20 protein-coding genes are annotated in these 16,431 nt (G+C 61.1%); 17 read left to right on the forward strand and 3 right to left on the reverse strand.

Annotation, left to right across the window (positions count from 1 at the left end; genetic code table 11):
- Positions 1-36 precede the first annotated feature (36 nt).
- The 13 genes from A9974_RS08115 to A9974_RS08175 all read left to right on the forward strand — a co-directional run bounded on the left by A9974_RS08115 (position 37) and on the right by A9974_RS08175 (position 10,916).
- Positions 37-663, forward strand: a complete 627-nt coding sequence (locus A9974_RS08115) for a phage baseplate assembly protein V (RefSeq protein ID WP_220805875.1) — start codon at positions 37-39, stop codon at positions 661-663.
- A complete protein-coding gene (locus A9974_RS08120) occupies positions 660-1,019 on the forward strand; it encodes a GPW/gp25 family protein (protein WP_255468075.1) in 360 nt (119 codons plus the stop codon). The genes A9974_RS08115 and A9974_RS08120 overlap by 4 nt, the downstream gene beginning before the upstream one ends.
- Before the next feature lie 3 nt (positions 1,020-1,022).
- Positions 1,023-1,952: a baseplate J/gp47 family protein gene (locus tag A9974_RS08125; protein ID WP_183003578.1), complete on the forward strand. Its 930-nt coding sequence runs from the start codon at positions 1,023-1,025 to the stop codon at positions 1,950-1,952.
- A complete protein-coding gene (locus A9974_RS08130; RefSeq protein ID WP_183003579.1) occupies positions 1,945-2,565 on the forward strand; it encodes a phage tail protein I in 621 nt (206 codons plus the stop codon). Before A9974_RS08125 ends, A9974_RS08130 begins: the two co-directional genes overlap by 8 nt.
- Positions 2,562-3,974, forward strand: coding sequence for a phage tail protein (locus A9974_RS29430; protein ID WP_255468076.1), 1,413 nt, complete (start codon positions 2,562-2,564; stop codon positions 3,972-3,974). The genes A9974_RS08130 and A9974_RS29430 overlap by 4 nt, the downstream gene beginning before the upstream one ends.
- A complete protein-coding gene (locus A9974_RS08140; RefSeq protein WP_183003580.1) occupies positions 3,971-4,228 on the forward strand; it encodes a hypothetical protein in 258 nt (85 codons plus the stop codon). The genes A9974_RS29430 and A9974_RS08140 overlap by 4 nt, the downstream gene beginning before the upstream one ends.
- 143 nt (positions 4,229-4,371) lie before the next feature.
- Positions 4,372-5,550 carry a phage tail sheath protein gene (locus A9974_RS08145; protein ID WP_183003581.1) on the forward strand — a complete coding sequence of 393 codons (1,179 nt, stop codon included), beginning with the start codon at positions 4,372-4,374 and terminating at the stop codon, positions 5,548-5,550.
- 69 nt (positions 5,551-5,619) lie between these two features.
- Positions 5,620-6,135 carry a phage major tail tube protein gene (locus A9974_RS08150; RefSeq protein ID WP_183003582.1) on the forward strand — a complete coding sequence of 172 codons (516 nt, stop codon included), beginning with the start codon at positions 5,620-5,622 and terminating at the stop codon, positions 6,133-6,135.
- Positions 6,136-6,174: 39 nt separating this feature from the next.
- A complete protein-coding gene (locus tag A9974_RS08155) occupies positions 6,175-6,522 on the forward strand; it encodes a phage tail assembly protein (RefSeq protein ID WP_183003583.1) in 348 nt (115 codons plus the stop codon).
- Positions 6,523-6,533: 11 nt separating this feature from the next.
- On the forward strand, positions 6,534-6,653 hold the full coding sequence (locus A9974_RS08160) for a GpE family phage tail protein (RefSeq protein ID WP_183003584.1): 120 nt from the start codon (positions 6,534-6,536) through the stop codon (positions 6,651-6,653).
- 2 nt (positions 6,654-6,655) lie between these two features.
- Positions 6,656-9,385, forward strand: a complete 2,730-nt coding sequence (locus A9974_RS08165) for a phage tail tape measure protein (protein ID WP_183003585.1) — start codon at positions 6,656-6,658, stop codon at positions 9,383-9,385.
- A gap of 32 nt (positions 9,386-9,417) precedes the next feature.
- Positions 9,418-9,858: a phage tail protein gene (locus A9974_RS08170; protein ID WP_255468077.1), complete on the forward strand. Its 441-nt coding sequence runs from the start codon at positions 9,418-9,420 to the stop codon at positions 9,856-9,858.
- Positions 9,855-10,916, forward strand: coding sequence for a contractile injection system protein, VgrG/Pvc8 family (locus A9974_RS08175; RefSeq protein WP_370539596.1), 1,062 nt, complete (start codon positions 9,855-9,857; stop codon positions 10,914-10,916). The genes A9974_RS08170 and A9974_RS08175 overlap by 4 nt, the downstream gene beginning before the upstream one ends.
- On the opposite strand, the gene A9974_RS08180 is transcribed toward A9974_RS08175, so the two are convergent.
- From A9974_RS08180 to A9974_RS08190, 3 genes are all read right to left on the reverse strand, one after another.
- Positions 10,845-11,246, reverse strand: a complete 402-nt coding sequence (locus tag A9974_RS08180; protein WP_183003587.1) for a hypothetical protein — start codon at positions 11,244-11,246, stop codon at positions 10,845-10,847. The genes A9974_RS08175 and A9974_RS08180 overlap by 72 nt on opposite strands.
- Before the next feature lie 114 nt (positions 11,247-11,360).
- Entirely contained in the window at positions 11,361-11,903 is a 543-nt protein-coding gene (locus A9974_RS08185; protein WP_183003588.1) for a hypothetical protein, read from the reverse strand.
- Between the two features lie 9 nt (positions 11,904-11,912).
- On the reverse strand, positions 11,913-12,362 hold the full coding sequence (locus A9974_RS08190) for a helix-turn-helix domain-containing protein (protein WP_370539597.1): 450 nt from the start codon (positions 12,360-12,362) through the stop codon (positions 11,913-11,915).
- 261 nt (positions 12,363-12,623) lie between these two features.
- Between A9974_RS08190 and A9974_RS08195 the strand changes: the two genes are divergently transcribed.
- From A9974_RS08195 to A9974_RS08210, 4 genes are all read left to right on the forward strand, one after another.
- Positions 12,624-12,905, forward strand: coding sequence for an ogr/Delta-like zinc finger family protein (locus A9974_RS08195; RefSeq protein ID WP_183003590.1), 282 nt, complete (start codon positions 12,624-12,626; stop codon positions 12,903-12,905).
- The gene (locus A9974_RS08200; protein WP_183003591.1) at positions 12,895-13,281 is read left to right on the forward strand and encodes a hypothetical protein; all 387 of its coding nucleotides are present in this window, start codon (positions 12,895-12,897) and stop codon (positions 13,279-13,281) included. The genes A9974_RS08195 and A9974_RS08200 overlap by 11 nt, the downstream gene beginning before the upstream one ends.
- 85 nt (positions 13,282-13,366) lie before the next feature.
- A complete protein-coding gene (locus tag A9974_RS08205) occupies positions 13,367-13,600 on the forward strand; it encodes a hypothetical protein (protein WP_183003592.1) in 234 nt (77 codons plus the stop codon).
- A gap of 3 nt (positions 13,601-13,603) precedes the next feature.
- Positions 13,604-16,306 carry a toprim domain-containing protein gene (locus tag A9974_RS08210; RefSeq protein ID WP_183003593.1) on the forward strand — a complete coding sequence of 901 codons (2,703 nt, stop codon included), beginning with the start codon at positions 13,604-13,606 and terminating at the stop codon, positions 16,304-16,306.
- Positions 16,307-16,431 lie beyond the last annotated feature (125 nt).

Consider the following 16,431-nt stretch of genomic DNA (forward strand, 5'->3'; position numbering starts at 1 on the left):
GTGCGCGCGCGAGGGTAAGCCGCCAACATAGGCGGCATGGAAAACGTCGCTGAAGCCCTTCGCCTTATCGCCAACCTCATCCGCACGGGCACGGTATTCGCCGTGGACCTGACCGCCGACACGCCATGCGTGCGTGTTCGGGATGGGGCCTGGGAATCGGGCTGGATGCAATGGATCGAACTGCGGGCAGGCACCACCAAAACGTGGAACCCGCCCACGCCCGGCGAGCAGGTCATTGCCTTCTGCCTTGGCGGAGACACGGCCGCCGGCTACGCCCTGGCCGGCCTGAACAGCCGCAGCAACCCGGCCCCTAGCACCAGCCCGAATGAACACGTCACCGTATATCCCGATGGTGCGCGTATCGTCTATGACCACGCCGCCGGCGCGTTGAACGCCACGGGCATCAAGACCGCCCGACTGACAGTCACGGAAATGACTGAATGGACGTGCCCCCTGACGGTCTTCAAAGGCAAGGTGGTGATCGAGGATTTGCTGACCTATCAGGGCGGCATGGCAGGCACGAACGGCCGAGGCAACAACACCAGCATCGAGGGAGATTTCCGCCACAAGAACGGCGAGCTGTCTTCCAACGGCGTGATTCTTGACCTGCACAAGCACCGCACCGAAGGCTTGAATGCCCCGACTTCGGAGCCGTTGAAATGACCTATCTTGGGATGGACGCCGCCACAGGGTCGCGCATCACCTCGCGCCAGCACCTTCGCCAATCGGTTGGCAAGATTCTGACCACCGCTATCGGCACGCGTCTACGCCGTCGCCCTTTTGGCAGCGTCGGCCCGAGCCTGGTGGACGCGCCCAGCAATCCGATGGCGCTGGTGCAGCTATACGCCGCCGCGGCTACCGCATTGGCCGCGTGGGAGCCGCGCCTTGTCGTGCGCCGCGTATCTGCGCGCATCCTGACCGATGCCTTGGGCGGCCTTGAAATCACCATCGAAGCCGACGAACTGTCTGACGATGGCAATCTGCGCCCCGTCACCGTCAATACGTCCCTTGGAGCGTAGCGCGTGAACGCCGTATCCCAACCCATCGATCTTTCCTTGCTGCCTCCCCCTGACGTGGTGGAACCGCTGAACTATGAGCGGGTGTTGGAGACGCGTAAGGCCCGCTTGATCTCCCTGTTTGCCACCGAAGACCGTGACGCCGTAGCCAAGGCGTTAGCGCTCGAATCAGAGCCAATGACGATTCTGTTGCAAGAAAATGCAGAGCGTGAAATCACATTCCGCCAGCGCGTCAACGAAGGGGCACGCGCCGTGCTGCTGGCATTCGCGCGGGGCGCGGACCTTGAACACGTCGCGGCTGAGTACGGCGTCTATCGGCTCATCATCCGACCGGCCGACCCGCTGGCGGTGCCGCCTGTGGCCGCTGTCGTGGAAGACGATGAAGACCTTCGGTTTCGCGCGCAGCTTGCCTGGGAAGGGCTATCGACTGCGGGCCCCCGTGGCGCATATCAATTCCATGCCCGATCCGCTCACGGCCAGGTCGCGGACGTGTCGGCGATCAGTCCTCAACCTTGCGACATCGTGGTGTCCGTCCTGTCTCGCGAGGGGCACGGCCAAGCCAGCGCCGAAATTCTCTCTGCTGTAACCGCTGCGCTCAACGATGAAGACGTTCGCCCAATGGGAGACCGTCTTGCGGTGCAATCATCGAAGATCGTCACCTATAGCGTTCGGGCTGTGCTGCACCTTAAGGGCGATGGCCCAGGCGGCGCCGTCGCGCTTGAGACGTCAATGAAAGGCGGTAATGCCTACGTTCATCGCTCCCGCCGTCAAGGAAAGTCTGTATGGCGATCCGCCATTATTCACGCCTTGCATGTGGAAGGCGTCGATCACCTTGACTTGCTGGAACCGGCCGATGACATCTTGTTGGATGCGACCCAGGCCGCGACGTGTCTGGACCTTACCGTATCCATTGCGGGTGATCCTCTAGATGGCTGACAAACGCGACCTGTTGCCCGCCAACGCGACGCCGCTAGAACGCCGCCTGGCCGTAGCGTGCGCGGATGTCGAGGATGTGCCTGTCCCGGTCCGGCGTCTGCGGCGCGCATCGACGTGCCCACAACACCTCTTGACCTGGCTGGCCTGGGAGCGCTCCGTAGATCGCTGGAACGACAACTGGACGGAGGCCGCCAAGCGGCGGGCCATCGCGAACGCGTTCTTTGTTCACAAGCGCAAGGGAACGATAGGCGCATTGCGGCGCGTGGTGGAACCGCTGGGCTATCTGCTAGAGGTCATCGAGTGGTGGCAGATGAAGCCCGAGGGCCAACGTGGCACGTTCATGCTCTCCATTGGTGTACTCGACACGGGCATCACCGAGGCCATGTATGCCGAACTGGAGCGCCTCATCGATGACGCCAAGCGCCTGAGTCAGCACATGACGGGTCTAGCCATCAGTCTGGAAGTGCGCGCAGAACTGAATCACGCCATCGCCGCCTATGACGGCGACGAATTGACCGTATACCCCTACCAACCCGAACGCATCGACGTGCAGACCGTGATCCCCTACGGCGTGCGCGAGCACCTTATTGACACCATGACGGTATACCCATGAGCGCAACCTATTTCGGAATTCTCACTAAAGTCGGCGAAGCCAAGCAGGCCAATGCCATGGCGTTGGGCGGCACTTTGAAGCTTACGCATCTGGCCGTTGGTGACGGCGGCGGCATCACCCCTACCCCCGACCGTGAACAATCTCGCCTGATCGGCGAATGGCGGCGTGCCCCGTTAAACCAACTGTATGTGCATTCGGACAACCCCAACTATCTTGTTGCGGAACAAGTCATTCCGGAGACGGAAGGCGGCAAGTGGATTCGCGAATGGGGCCTGTACGACGATGACGGCGACATGGTGGCCGTATCCAACTGCCCGCCGACTTACAAGCCGCTGTTGGCCGAAGGGTCGGGCCGCACGCAGGTGGTTCGCATGGTCATCATGGTCGCAAGTACCGCCGCTTTCACGCCCAAAATTGACCCGGCCGTTGTGCTGGCGACACGCAAGTATGTTGACGAAGGTTTGCTGACACGTCTTGGCAAAGACGACACCGCCAAGGCGGCGGCTATGCTGTCCCCGGGTCGCAAGATCAGGGTGACGGGGCCGATGCAGGCCGATGCCGTTTTGTTCGACGGCCGTACGGACATCGACCTCAAGATAAAGGCAATCTCGCCGAACTGCTTTGTTGTCGGTGATGGCGACAATCCGGTTAAGGCCTTGACCGTCGAAGCGGTGCGCGAACTTCTGAATGTGCGAGTGCGCGCCTCTTCCATCGTCATAACCCAAACTGGCGCAGTGCCGATTCCACCCGAATGGCGGGGCAAGCTGGTGAAGTTCCAAATCGTTGGCGGTGGCGGCGGCGGCGGTGCGGGCTCGACTGGCGGCGGCTCGCAGAGCTATCAGAATCCCGACTTCTCTGGCGGTGGTGGTGGTGGCGGTGGTGCCGGCGAATACAAGACGGGCGAGATAGTCTTGCCGCTCGCTGCGACGCTTAACTGCATTGTCGGCGCTGGTGGCGCTGGCGGGACCACATTTAGCGGTAATGTCGCGGCATCCGGCAGCGCTGGCGGAATCACCTCTCTCGGTGATCTGGCATCCGCCAATGGCGGCGGCGGTGGACAAGGCGCCGGGGGAACGAACCCACAAGCGCGCGGGTTTGGTGGTGCAGGAGGCGGTCTAGGGGCGTCGGCCGGCGGGGCAGGCACCGGCGAAATCTACGCGGGCACTTCGCTAGCCGTCAATGCCATCGCGGCAAACGGCGGCACAGGAGGAAGCACACCTTTTGGCGGCGGCGGCGTGGGCGGCGCGCGCTCCGGTCAGCGGCTATCCGCAGGGAACCCCGGCGGCAACCCAACGCCCAATTCGGGTGGCGGTGGCGGTGGTGGCGGTGGTGCCAATGGCCCTACCAACGGGTTTGCCGTTGGCGCGGCTGGTGCATCGGGAAAAATCGTATTGGAGCTGATCGGATGAAAACCCTTGTGCAAATTGTCGGCGGTGTGGTGCATTGGAAATTTCAATGCGACGTAATGCCCAACCTTGGACCCGGCGTGGTGTTGGTTGATGTGACAGACACCGCGCCGCAGCCCCGCGAGGGCTGGATATACGAAGAAGACGGAACCTTCGTGGCGGCGCACCAAGGCATGCGTGTTGATCCTGAACTTCAGTTGGTTCTTGACGCGATGCCGGAGACGCTTCAGATATTGACGATGGCCGGCACTTCGTAACCGGGGCCGCTCACCATCGCTATGTTGTGCATGCGCCATGCACAACATCAAGCCCGTGCGCGCGCGATGTCAAACCCTCAGACTTTGGTCTATTCCCCGCAAGAAGAACGCGGGCAACTTGACCACCTTCTGAGGGTATTCCTATGGCCGCCGATTCCTATCATCACGGCGTGCGCGTCTTCGAACTTGATGACGGCACACGCCCTATCCGTACCATCGACACCGCCATTATTGGCATGGTCGGGACCGCAGAGGATGCCGACCCCGTGGCGTTCCCGTTGAATCGCCCGGTGTTGCTGACCAACGTCCAACGCGCGCTGGACAAAGCCGGGATCAAGGGCACCTTGGCGCGGTCGCTCAAGGCCATTGCCGACCAGGCCAACGCCGCAACCGTGATCGTGCGCGTGGCCGAAGGGGCAACCGAAGCGGAAACCACGTCCAATGTGATTGGCGGCACGGTAGGCGGCCGCTACACCGGCCTGCAAGCCCTGCTTGCGGCCCAATCCAGCGGCCCCATGGTCAAGCCGCGCATCTTGGGTGCGCCTGGCCTGGAAACCGCCGCCGTGACAGCGGAACTGGCGATCATCGCGCAGAAGCTGCGCGGCTTTGCCTACGCCGGTGCCTGGAACTGCGAGACCAAAGAAGACGTGGCCGCCTACCGCGAGACCTTCAGCGCCCGCGAACTCATGTTGATTTGGCCCGATTTCGTTTCCTGGGACACCGCCAAGAACGCCGAGGCCCGCATTTGGGCATCGGCCGCCGCCCTGGGTCTGCGCGCCAAGATCGACAACCAGATTGGTTGGCACAAGACGCTGTCCAACGTCGCGGTCAACGGCGTTTCCGGCATCAGCAAAGACGTGTATTGGGATTTGCAAGAGCCGTCCACCGATGCCGGCTATCTGAACGCCAAGGACATCACCACCCTCATTCAAAGCACCGGCCATCGCTTCTGGGGTAGCCGCACGTGCGCCGGCCCGCAAAGTCTGTTCCCGTTTGAGAACTACACGCGCACCGCGCAGGTAATCGCCGACACCATGGCGCTTGCTCACATGTGGGCCGTGGACAAGCCGATGAGCCCGTCGCTCGTGAAAGACATCCTCGAAGGCATCAATAGCAAGTTCCGCCTGTGGAAGAACCTTGGCTACCTCATCGACGGCAAGGCCTGGTACGACGCGGACTTCAACACCAAGGAAACACTCAAGAGCGGACAAATCACTCTTGACTATGACTACACGCCCACGCCGCCCGCCGAGAACATCATCTTCAACCAGCGCATCACGGATCGCTACCTGATGGAATTCGCCGCAAGCGTGAATGCCTGACCCGGGTTGATCCGGATGGCGGTCTGCTATCACGGCCGCCCTTTCCCTTTCTGAATTGGAGTTCCCATCATGGGCATGCCCTCAAAACTCAAGAACCTGAATATTTTTCTGGACGGCGACACGATGGCCGGCATCGCCACGTCACTGACCCAGCCGAAGCTCACCCGCAAGATGGAAGCCTTCCGCGCCGGTGGCATGGGTGGTGCGGCGCACATCGACTTCGGTCTAGACGATGACGCGCTGAAAGTCGAATGGACGTGCGGTGGCTACGTCAAAGAAATTCTGAAGCAACTCGGTGCAAGCACCGTGGACGGCGTGCAACTGCGTTTCATGGGCGCATATCAGCGGGACAACACGGGCGAAGTGGATAGCGTGGAAATCGTGATCCGTGGTCGGCACAGCGAGATTGATCGTGGTGAAGCCAAGGTCGGTGAAGACACCGAATGGAAGATTTCCACGAACTGCGTTTACTACAAGGAAACGATCAATGGCGAAGTGCTGGTCGAGCACGATGTTTTCAACCTGATCAGCATGATCGGCGGCGTGGACACAAGCGAGGCATTCCGCCGCGCCCTGGGCATGTGACGCCGCCCGCCTCCTCCCTTAATTTCTATCGGAACCACCATGACCACCAGCCAAACCCCTGACTCTGCCGCCGACGACACCACGTCGCCCCTCGAAAATCCGCGTCTGCGCGTCGTTCCGCTGGATGAACCGCTGCAACGCGGCGACGAGAAGATCACTCACATCACCATCCGCAAGCCCGATTCCGGCGCGCTGCGCGGTGTTTCGCTGATCGCCCTGGGTCAGATCGACGTGATCGCACTGCAAACCGTCCTGCCGCGCGTCAGCACGCCGATGCTCACGCCGCTGGAACTTGCCCGGCTTGATCCGGCTGACCTGATGGCATTGGGCACGGCGGTAGCCTCTTTTTTGTTGACCAAGGCAGACAGGGCCAAATACCTGATCTAGTGGAAGAAGCCATGGCCGATATAGCGCTGGTCTTTCACTGGCGACCGGCCGACATGGATGGCCTTGAACCCTACGAACTGTCCGCGTGGCGCGAGCGCGCCCGCGTTCGCTATCAACCGGACAAAGATTAGGAATGGACAAGACGCTTACCCTGCGCGTGCAAGCGGCCCTGCAAGACAAGCTGTCGGGGCCGCTGTCGCGCATCCAGGGCCAGGCGGGCAAGTCCGGCCAAGAGCTGGCAATTCTGCGCGAGCGGCTTCGCAGCTTGAATGCCGCGCAGCGCGACGTAGGAGATTTCCGCAATCTGTCCGCAGGCCTTCGCAATTCGCGGGGTGAACTGGCAGCAGCGCAACAGCGCGTTGCGCAGCTTGCACAGGCATTGCGCTCTACAGAGACTCCTACGCGTCAGATGCAACGAGATTTCGACCGGGCCCGCACGTCCGCCGGTCGGTTGAAATCCGAAGTCAGCGATCAGGCGAACAAGTTGCAGACGCTTCGCAGTCGCCTATCCGCCGCCGGGATATCCACTGGAAATCTGTCTGAAGATGAGCGGCGGTTGCGCTCGTCAATCTCTCAGACCAATTCGGCTTTGCAGCAGCAAGCCGCACGGCTGAAGGCGGTAGCCGCGCAGCAACAGCGCGCCGCGCACGCAAAGGACGCCTACAACCGTGGCCGCTCGCTCGCAGGCAGCATGGCGGGTATGGGTGCGGGTGGCCTGGCCGCTGGCGGCGGCGCGCTCTACGCTGGAGCCAAGATGCTGGCCCCCGGCCTGGACTTTGATGCGAGTATGAGCAAAGTTCAGGCACTGGCACGGCTCGACAAAGAGAGCCCCGAAATGCAGGCGCTACGGGCGCAAGCCCGTCAGTTGGGTGCCGCTACGCAGTTCACCGCAGGCCAAGCCGCCGATGCGCAAGGCTTTCTTGCAATGGCAGGCTTTAAACCCACGGCCATCATGGACGCGATGCCGGGCATGTTGTCGCTTGCCAAAGCCGGCGGTACCGACCTGGCCCAAACCGCCGACATCGCCTCCAACATCCTGACCGGCTTTAACTTGGAAGCCTCCAAGATGAGCCGCGTTGGTGATGTCCTGGTCGGCGCATTCACGCGGTCCAACACCGACTTGCAGATGCTGGGCGACACAATGAAGTACGTCGCGCCTGTTGCCGCCGGTGTCGGTCAGGACATCGAGACGGTCGCCGCGATGGCCGGCAAGCTCGGGGATGCTGGTATCCAGGGCAGCATGGGCGGTACGGCCCTACGCGCGATCCTTGGCCGCCTGGCCGCCCCGCCCAAGGCCGCAGCCGACGCGCTGGAGCAGTTGGGTATCAAAACCGCCGACGCGCAAGGCAATCTTCGGGATATGCCTGCGGTCCTGCAGGAGCTTTACGAGAAGACCAAGCAGATGGGGAATGCCGAGCGGTCGGGTATCTTCAAACACATCGCCGGCGAGGAAGCATTCAGCGGTCTACAGGTGCTTGTGGGCCAGGCGGGCAACGGCGAACTGCAAAAGTTCATCGCCACCCTGCGCGAGCAGACCACGGGCGAGGCGGACAAGACCGCCGGCACGATGGCCGATAACTTGCGCGGCGATCTGGACGAACTTAGCAGCGCCTGGGAAGACCTGGGTATCCAAGTCGAAACGCAGCAAGACGGGGCCCTGCGCGGGCTCACCAAAAGCCTGACCGGCATGGTCAATGGCGTGTCGCGCTGGGCAGCCGAGAATCCTGCCCTTGCCAGCACTCTTGTCCGGATTGCCGCCGTCCTGGCCGTCGTGGTGGCCGGCCTGGGTGCGCTAACCCTCACCTTAGCCGCTATCCTAGGCCCGTTCGTCGTCGTGCGCTTTGGCTTGCAGATGCTGGGCATCAAAGCCGGCGGCCTTAGCGGGGCCCTGGGGAACCTTGCGCGCAATGCCTTGCCGGCAGTGGGCCGGGCGCTGGGCTTCTTGGGGCGCACCCTGCTGATGAATCCCATCGGCTTGGCCGTCACAGCGATTGCTCTGGGCGCCTACGCCATCTATCGATACTGGGAGCCCATCAAGGCGTTTTTCTCTCCGCTTTGGCAGGGCGTGCAGTTGGCATTTTCCACTGCGGGCACTGCGATCATGGCGGCGTTGGAAGCCATCAACCCCATGCCTTGGCTGTCGCAGGCCTGGGGCGATCTGGGTACGTGGTTCATCGGAATGTGGGATCAGGTCAACGCCGCCTTTGTCGGTGGCCTGGCTGGCGTGGGCACGTTGCTAATGGACTGGTCGCCCCTGGGCCTGCTGTACCAGGGCATCACCGCCGCGCTGTCGACGCTGGGCATCGAGCTACCCGGAAAATTCTCTGAATTCGGCACGATGTTGATGCAAGGGCTGATCAACGGTATCACCAGCATGGGCAGCGCCATCAAGGACGCAATCACCGGCATCGGCGGCGGCATGGTGGATTGGTTCAAGGAGAAGTTGGGTATCCGCTCACCTAGCCGCGTCATGATGGGCATGGGTGAATTCGTCTCCGAAGGCGCGGCCGAAGGCATCACCAACGGCCAGCCCGCCGCCGTAAAGGCCGCCCAGGCGCTTGCCGCATCGGTGGCTATCGGTGGTGCCCTGGCCCCGATTTCGCCCGCCCTGGCCGATTCTGACGCGTTTGGCGAGGTAAGCCGGGGTCAACTCATCGCACAGACGCGCTTTGACACCCGCGCGCCGCTATCGGCCGTGCCTGGCGGCCGTCAAATCGTTGTTCAAGGCGACACCATCAATATCAACCTCACCGCCGCGCCCGGCATGTCCACGGATCAATTGGCACGTGCGGTTGAAGAGGCATTGCGCCGGCGCGACCGCGAGAAAGAAGCCCGGGCGCGTTCGCAATACCGAGACGATTAAAGGAAGCCTGCGCCATGATGATGGCCTTTGGAATGTTCGTTTTCAGCCTGCCCACGGTGGCCTATCAATCGCTGCGCCGCCAGACTGACTGGCGGCACGCCTCCAATGCTCGCATGGGGGCCGCCCCTGCGTACCAATATGTCGGCCCGGGCGATGACACCATCACCCTATCGGGCTGGGTTGCTCCGGAACTGATCGGCTCTACCGGCTCATTGGAACTGCTGCGCCGCATGGCTGAAACCGGCAAGGCCTACATGCTGGTAGACGGCTCGGGCACGGTCTATGGCGCTTATGTACTGTTGGATATAGGCGAAGATCAAAGCCTGTTCTACGTCACCGGCCAAGCCCGCCGCGTGGAATTCACGATCAACCTGCGCCGCGTGGATGCGAGCCGGGCCCGTACGCTGCTGGGCGATTTGCAGTTGCCCATCGGCATCATGGATGGGTCTGTGGCCGATTGGGGCCTGTCGTGACGGGCTACATCTACCCCGTGCCGGCTTGGCGCGTAACGCTGGCGGGCGAAGACATTAGCGCCCGCTTTGCGCCTCGCTTGATCAGTCTGTCCATCACCGAATGCCGGGGCGGTGAGGCGGACAAACTCGACATCACCCTGGATGATCACGACGGGCGCTTGCAGGTGCCGGCGCGCAATGCCCGGTTGCGCGTGCTGCTGGGTTGGCAAGACACGGGTCTCATCGACAAGGGCACGTTTCTGGTGGACGAGGTGGAATACAGCGGGCCGCCCGATCAAATAACGCTACGCGCCCGTAGCGCGGATTTGACATCGCCCCTGCGTACTCGCAACGACAGAAGCTTTCACAAGACCACCATCGGGGAGATCGTCCAGACAATCGGCAAGGCCCACGGGCTAGAACCGGTTGTAGGGTCCGGCATGAAGGCGGTGAAGATCGCGCATATCGATCAGACCAATGAAAGCGATGTGGCCTTCCTGAACCGCATCGGCAAGCGCTACGACGCCGTGGCGACTATCAAAGACGGCAAGCTGCTGTTGGTGCCCATTGAGCGGGGCCGGACGGCAACGGGCCAGGAAATGCCCACGCTCACCCTGTCCCGTGGCGACGGCGACGAATTCCGGTTTCACGTCTCCAATCGCGACACCTACACGGGTGTGCGCGCATTTTGGCAAGACAAGACCGGCGGCAAGCGCCGTAGCGTCTTGGCCGGTGTCGTGGGTAACGCGAAACGAATGCGAGAACTCTTTGCCAGCGAACAAGACGCGCTAGACAACGCCCGTGCCGAATGGCAACGGTTGCAACGCGGCATCGCTACGCTGACGTTTAATTTGGCCTACGGCCGCCCAGACCTGGCACCGCAAACAAAGGTGATCTTCCCAACGATGAAGGCTCCGATGGGGGAAATCACCTGGTTGATTTCGCAGGCTACGCACAAGCTTGAAGGCAGCGGATTAACCACCAGCTTTGAAGCGGAAACGATTGAATCAGCACAGGAACGCGATGATCAAGAGGCCGACCATGGCGACGTGCCTGAATCTGAAGGCGACCCCGCGTAGCCCCGTGGGCGGCGGCGGCTTCAACCCCAATTGCACAATCAACTGGAAGTCCGCGATCTGCACATTGTGATTGCCGTGCGCGATCTGCGTGCCACCGTCTTGCGTGCCGATTTGAAGGTTCCCTTGCCCCTCTGCCTGCTGCACTTGCCCGGGCGGTTTGGAACTTACACCGCTGCACTCTGCGATGGGCATTCCGTCCCTTTGATCGGGCGGCCGCGCATCAGATAGCTCGCGCAACAACACGCCCATCACATCATCGGTAGGCGGCCTCTCAAGTTTGGCGCGGTTGAGGTGATAAACGTTGGATACGTGAATCTCGGGTTCGTACATCTTGTCTTCCTTCTGTGCTGACACCGACGCCGCGCGGGCGGTCAAGGTGCCGGCCGCCCACGGCCCCAGCCGGTTTGTTAGGGGCTGAGCCGCAGGCTACGTGGAAGAGCAAGCCTACAAAATATCTCTGGCGATCATGAGCGCACTAATGGCGGCAGCGCCGGAAATAATCCCCGCTCCCGTACGCCAGGCCTGAGGAACCAAGTCGAGTTCCAATGCGCCCAACGCAAGACCGAATACGCAAAAGCAGACCGTCGCGGCCACCATAGCCCGCTGCTTCACGATGCGTTGACGCTCAATTGCAAAGTGTCGCGAGACGTTGTTGTTGCAGTTCCAGCAGATATCCGCAAGCGGCGGAATATGTGAACCACACGCGGGACACACGATGTATTCGGACAGTCGGGGAGCTTGCCGATCTTCGTGGACATGCAGGTCTCGCCCCGCCTGCATGTTGCCGGCACCGACAATGGACTGAGACCTTGACCGCGATGCATTCTGAGCGGCTTCGCCTGCGCCATGCGGGTCGGCGTCAACCAGCGCGCTTTTTAGCTCCGCCAGCACATCAGCGCTTTGGTTTATCGCGTTGCCACCGGCTGGTGCTGGATCAGGTTGACGGCCGGAGAAGTTGAGAACGTTCGGATCATCGTATCTGGACATGCCTTTTCCTTAAGCGGCCAAATCTAGGACGAGTGCGGTTAGCTGTTCTTGGGTAACGCCAGCCATCTGCGCCTTGCTTGCTCGATACAGGGCTTCGGCCGCCTTGCGCTTTCTTGCTGGCGGCATCGTGCGTTTGACCTTTTCCAACGCCAATTCCAACGTTTCCCAGGCATCGCCATAGCGCTTCAAGTCTGCGGCGAGGTTCTCGTCCGATAGCGACCGAGCACCAGTGACGATGTACAGCACGTCAGCGCCACGCCCCGCAATCCGTGCCAGATAGTCAGCGTCTGGCGCGCGCTCGCCCCGCTCGTAGTTGCCCTGCGCGCGGCGCTGCACACCGCCGGCCTCCGCGAACTCATCTTGATTCATTCCTAGTCGCACACGCTCTTCGCGGAGCCGATCGCCAATTGGGTTCATATGGACCTTTGATTTATTGACATTGGGCCCAAATGAACCCATAATCACACCGTCACTAGCCAAATCACAGTGTCACACCATGAAACATACACCATCCAGCACGGCGAGCGGGTCCAAAGGGGCCTCACGCAAAATGATTGGGCTCCGAATGGACCCTCCTGAACTCAATGATTGCAAGCGATACGCGGCTGCTGACAACCGTTCCGCCGCTGCGTTTGCGTTGATGATGTATCGACGCGGGTTAATCGACTACCAGCGCGAAAACGGTGCCTTGCCGAAGGCACGCCGCCAGGGCAGTACCAAATGAACGTGCTTGGGCAGCACTGCCCGCACTGCAACGCATTTGCGACGGTTCGCACCAGCGAAACCGTGTCGGCCACTATGCGTGTTCTGTATTTTCAATGCCGCGACATGACGTGCGGCCATACATGGGTTTCACATCTGGAAGCGGTACGCACCGTATCTCCAGCGTCTCTTCCCAATCCGCTAGTACACCTGCCGCTTTCGACAAAGGCCGAGATCATCCGCCAGCGTGTCGCGGCATCCGCAGACCCTCGCCAACTGAGCCTTGACCATGATGAATAGTCAGCCTTATTCCCTTGTGAACGGACCCACCAACTGGAGCCGCCCTTTCCTGGCCGACCAAGCGCATATGTTCCTGGCCGTCGAACGTGACAACGGCGCGACCATGCCTGGCCCGCGTGACAACCATCTTCTTGAGCGCTGCACCGCGCATCTGATGGCAGTGGCGAACTGCTCACAACGCACCGCCGAAACCGAAGCAGCGAAGGCCATCGCCGAAGTCGGTAGCCATTCCAGCCCCATCAACTTTGACATGGACCGCAGCACCAGCCACGCCCTGTTTATCGTCGATCGTGCGACGGGCCACACCCGTGTCCTTTCGTCTATCGAAGTCGCCCATCTCCTGAGCGTAAAAGAGGTCGCCGCACTGGCGATCTAGCTCTACCCAACCCCACGCACTACCACCTTGCCGACGGGCGCCACTGCGCCCGTTGCGGACAACTGTTTTCGTAAGGAACTGAACCATGCCCGCTATTCCTGTCTATGCCCGCCTGGAATGCACGTTTTCCGACGACGAGCTGAAAGCCATTCACCAGCTGACCCGCCATATCGTCCTAGCAGCCTACAACGGCGAACAATCGCTGTTCCAGGACGCTTCCCAGGGTGACGCCGCCTTGTGGGGCCACATGATCAGAGCTGTATGTGACTGGCACGATGCGTCCGCCCGCGCCCTTCGTGAACGCAACCTGACGGCCTGACCTATGAAACCGGACATTCTCCGCGAAGTGCTGGGCCGCCTTGATGCTTTCGAGTTCAAGCAGCAAGGCGGTTGGCTGCGCCAGGGACGATGCCCAGAGTGCAGAAAGAAAGAGCTGTACACGAACGCAGAGCATCCCTGGGTGCTTCGCTGCGGCCGCCTAAATCACTGCGGCTGGGAGGGGCACGTCAAAGAGCTCTATTCGGATATCTTCGACCACTGGTCAAAACGGTATGCCGAAGAAACCAAGACCAACCCGAATGCGGCGGCGGACGCCTATTTGGCGCATGCACGCGGCTTTGACCTGTCGCGCATCGCTGGCAGCTACACCCAAGAGAACTACTACGACCGTGAGCGCCGCATTGGTTCCGCGACCGTCCGCTTCGCGGTTGGCTCGACGTACTGGGAACGCCTGATTGATGAACCTTCGCGCTTCGGGAAGCAGAAGGCCCGCTTCAAGCCCGGCGGCACATATCAGGGGCAATGGTGGACACCGCCAGGATTCGATATCACCAAGGCCGTAGAGATTTGGATCGTTGAAGGCATATTCGACGCCATCTCACTTTGGATGAATGGCGTGTGTGCCGTCGCATCGTTGTCTTGCAGCAACTATCCGGGCGATGCGCTACGCGCCATCAAAGAGGCACGGCCCGAGAACCTGCCGCACCTAGTCTGGGCCTACGACGGCGACAAAGCCGGGCGTAGCTACATCCGTAAACACGCCGCCCGCGCACGGGCGGATGGCTGGCAATGCCGGGCGGCCTACATCCCGCAAAACGGCCGCGTCAAGCGCGATTGGAACGACCTCTATCTGCTGGACCAGCACGGCCAGGAAAGCGCCTTGCAGCGCTTGTCCGCCGAGGGCCGCAGGCTATACCTGTATCACGGCTCCATTCTGCTGGCGCAAAACGCCACCGAGAAAGCCATGCTCATGTACGAGCACGACAACAGTCGCACCGAATTTGATTTCGAGTTTGGCAAGCGCCTGTACTGGTTCAGTATCGACCTAAATGCATTCCACAAAGCCATGGACCGCATTGCGGAAGAAGCCGGTGCGGCCGACATGACGCAAACCATGCTACGCGAGCGCGCGCTTCGGGAGTCTGGCGGAATCCGGCCAATCTCCAATTGCTACCCCCAACCACTGTACTTCCAAGAAAACCGGATCACGGACGAGAGCTGGTACTACTTCCGTGTCGAATTCCCGCACGATGGTCCGCCAGTAAAAAATACTTTCACCGCCTCACAGGTATCGACCGGCAGCGAATTCAAAAAACGTCTGCTGGCCATCGCACCTGGCGCCATGTTTTCCGGCTCTAGCCAACACCTTGATCGGATGATGGAGCGCCGCTTGTACAACATCAAGCGCGTGGAAACCGTTGATTTCATTGGATACAGCAAGGAGCATCGTTGCTACATCTTCGGCGACGTGGCGGTGCAGGAAGGCGCGATTCACCCCGTTAACGAAGAGGACTACTTCGACCTGGGTACGCTCGCGGTGAAGTCGTTGGCCAACAGCGACATGAACATCAACACCAACCGGCATGATTACAAGCCCGAGTGGTTCACGCACCTATGGGACGCCTTCGGCGCACGGGGCATCGTCGCCCTGGCGTACTGGTTTGCATCGTTGTTCGCCGAGCAAATCCGCGCCGAACAACGGAGCTTCCCATTCCTTGAGGTGGTCGGCGAAGCAAACGCGGGCAAAACCACACTGATTGAATTCCTGTGGAAACTCTTTGGCCGCGACTACGAGGGCTTCGATCCGGCGAAGGCCACCCCTGCCGCGCGCGCCCGCAACTTCGCCCGCACCAGTGGCATGCCCGTCGTGCTGATCGAATCCGACCGCGAACGGATTGGCGATGACAAAGGCAGTCACGCCAAGGCGTTCGACTGGGATGAGTTAAAGCCCATGTACAACGGCCGCGGCATTCGTGCGCGCGGGGTAGCCAACGGTGGCAATGACACCTACGAGCCGCCGTTTAGGGGGGCCATCGTCATCTCTCAGAATGCCCCGGTGAATGCCAGCGAGGCGATTCTGTCGCGCATCGTGCATCTGTTCTTCGACCGAGCGGGGCAAAGCCCGGCCACGTTTAGGGCAGCCAAGGCACTCAGCACAATTCCGATGGAGGATGTGTCCTGGTTCGTACTGGAGGCGAGCAAACGTGAGGCAGATATCACACACGCGATACGCGAGCATACTGCGCACCACCTTGCGGCACTGCTACAACGATCAGACATCAAGATGACCCGCATCGCTGAGTGCCACGCGCAGGTCATGGCCGCTGTAGATGCGTTGCGCCTTGTCGTCAACATGAGCGATGAGCAACATGGCGCCACCATCGAACTGCTACCCCAATTGGCAGCGAACCGGCAGCAGGTGATTGGCACTGACCATCCGATGGTGCAGGACTTCTGGGATTCCTACTCATATCTCAATGGAGATGACGAGCAGGCCCCCGCTCTGAACCATTCCTGCAATGACGACGAGATTGCCGTCAACCTGAACCACTTTGTCGAAGCGGCAGCAACGCATCGTCAGCAAGTCCCGGCACTGCACGAACTAAAGAAAGTGTTGCGCACAAGCCGCCTGCACAAGTTCCTGGGTGTTAAGACGGTGAAGAGCCGCATTCGCCAGAACGCGAGTCAGGCCGGTAGCGCTCGCGCCAGCACAGTGCATTGCTGGGTCTTCAAGAAGGGCGCATAGCGATGCTGAAACCGACCCCCGCACTGCTCGCCCAGGCCCATGATGCAGCTGGTCTGCGCGGCACGCTGGCCGACGCCATGCGCTCGCCTCTGCTGGCCCGATGCCTGGAAATCACCGCGCAGGTT

Source organism: Achromobacter sp. UMC71 (assembly GCF_014170305.1).
Classification (GTDB): Bacteria; Pseudomonadota; Gammaproteobacteria; order Burkholderiales; family Burkholderiaceae_B; genus Achromobacter.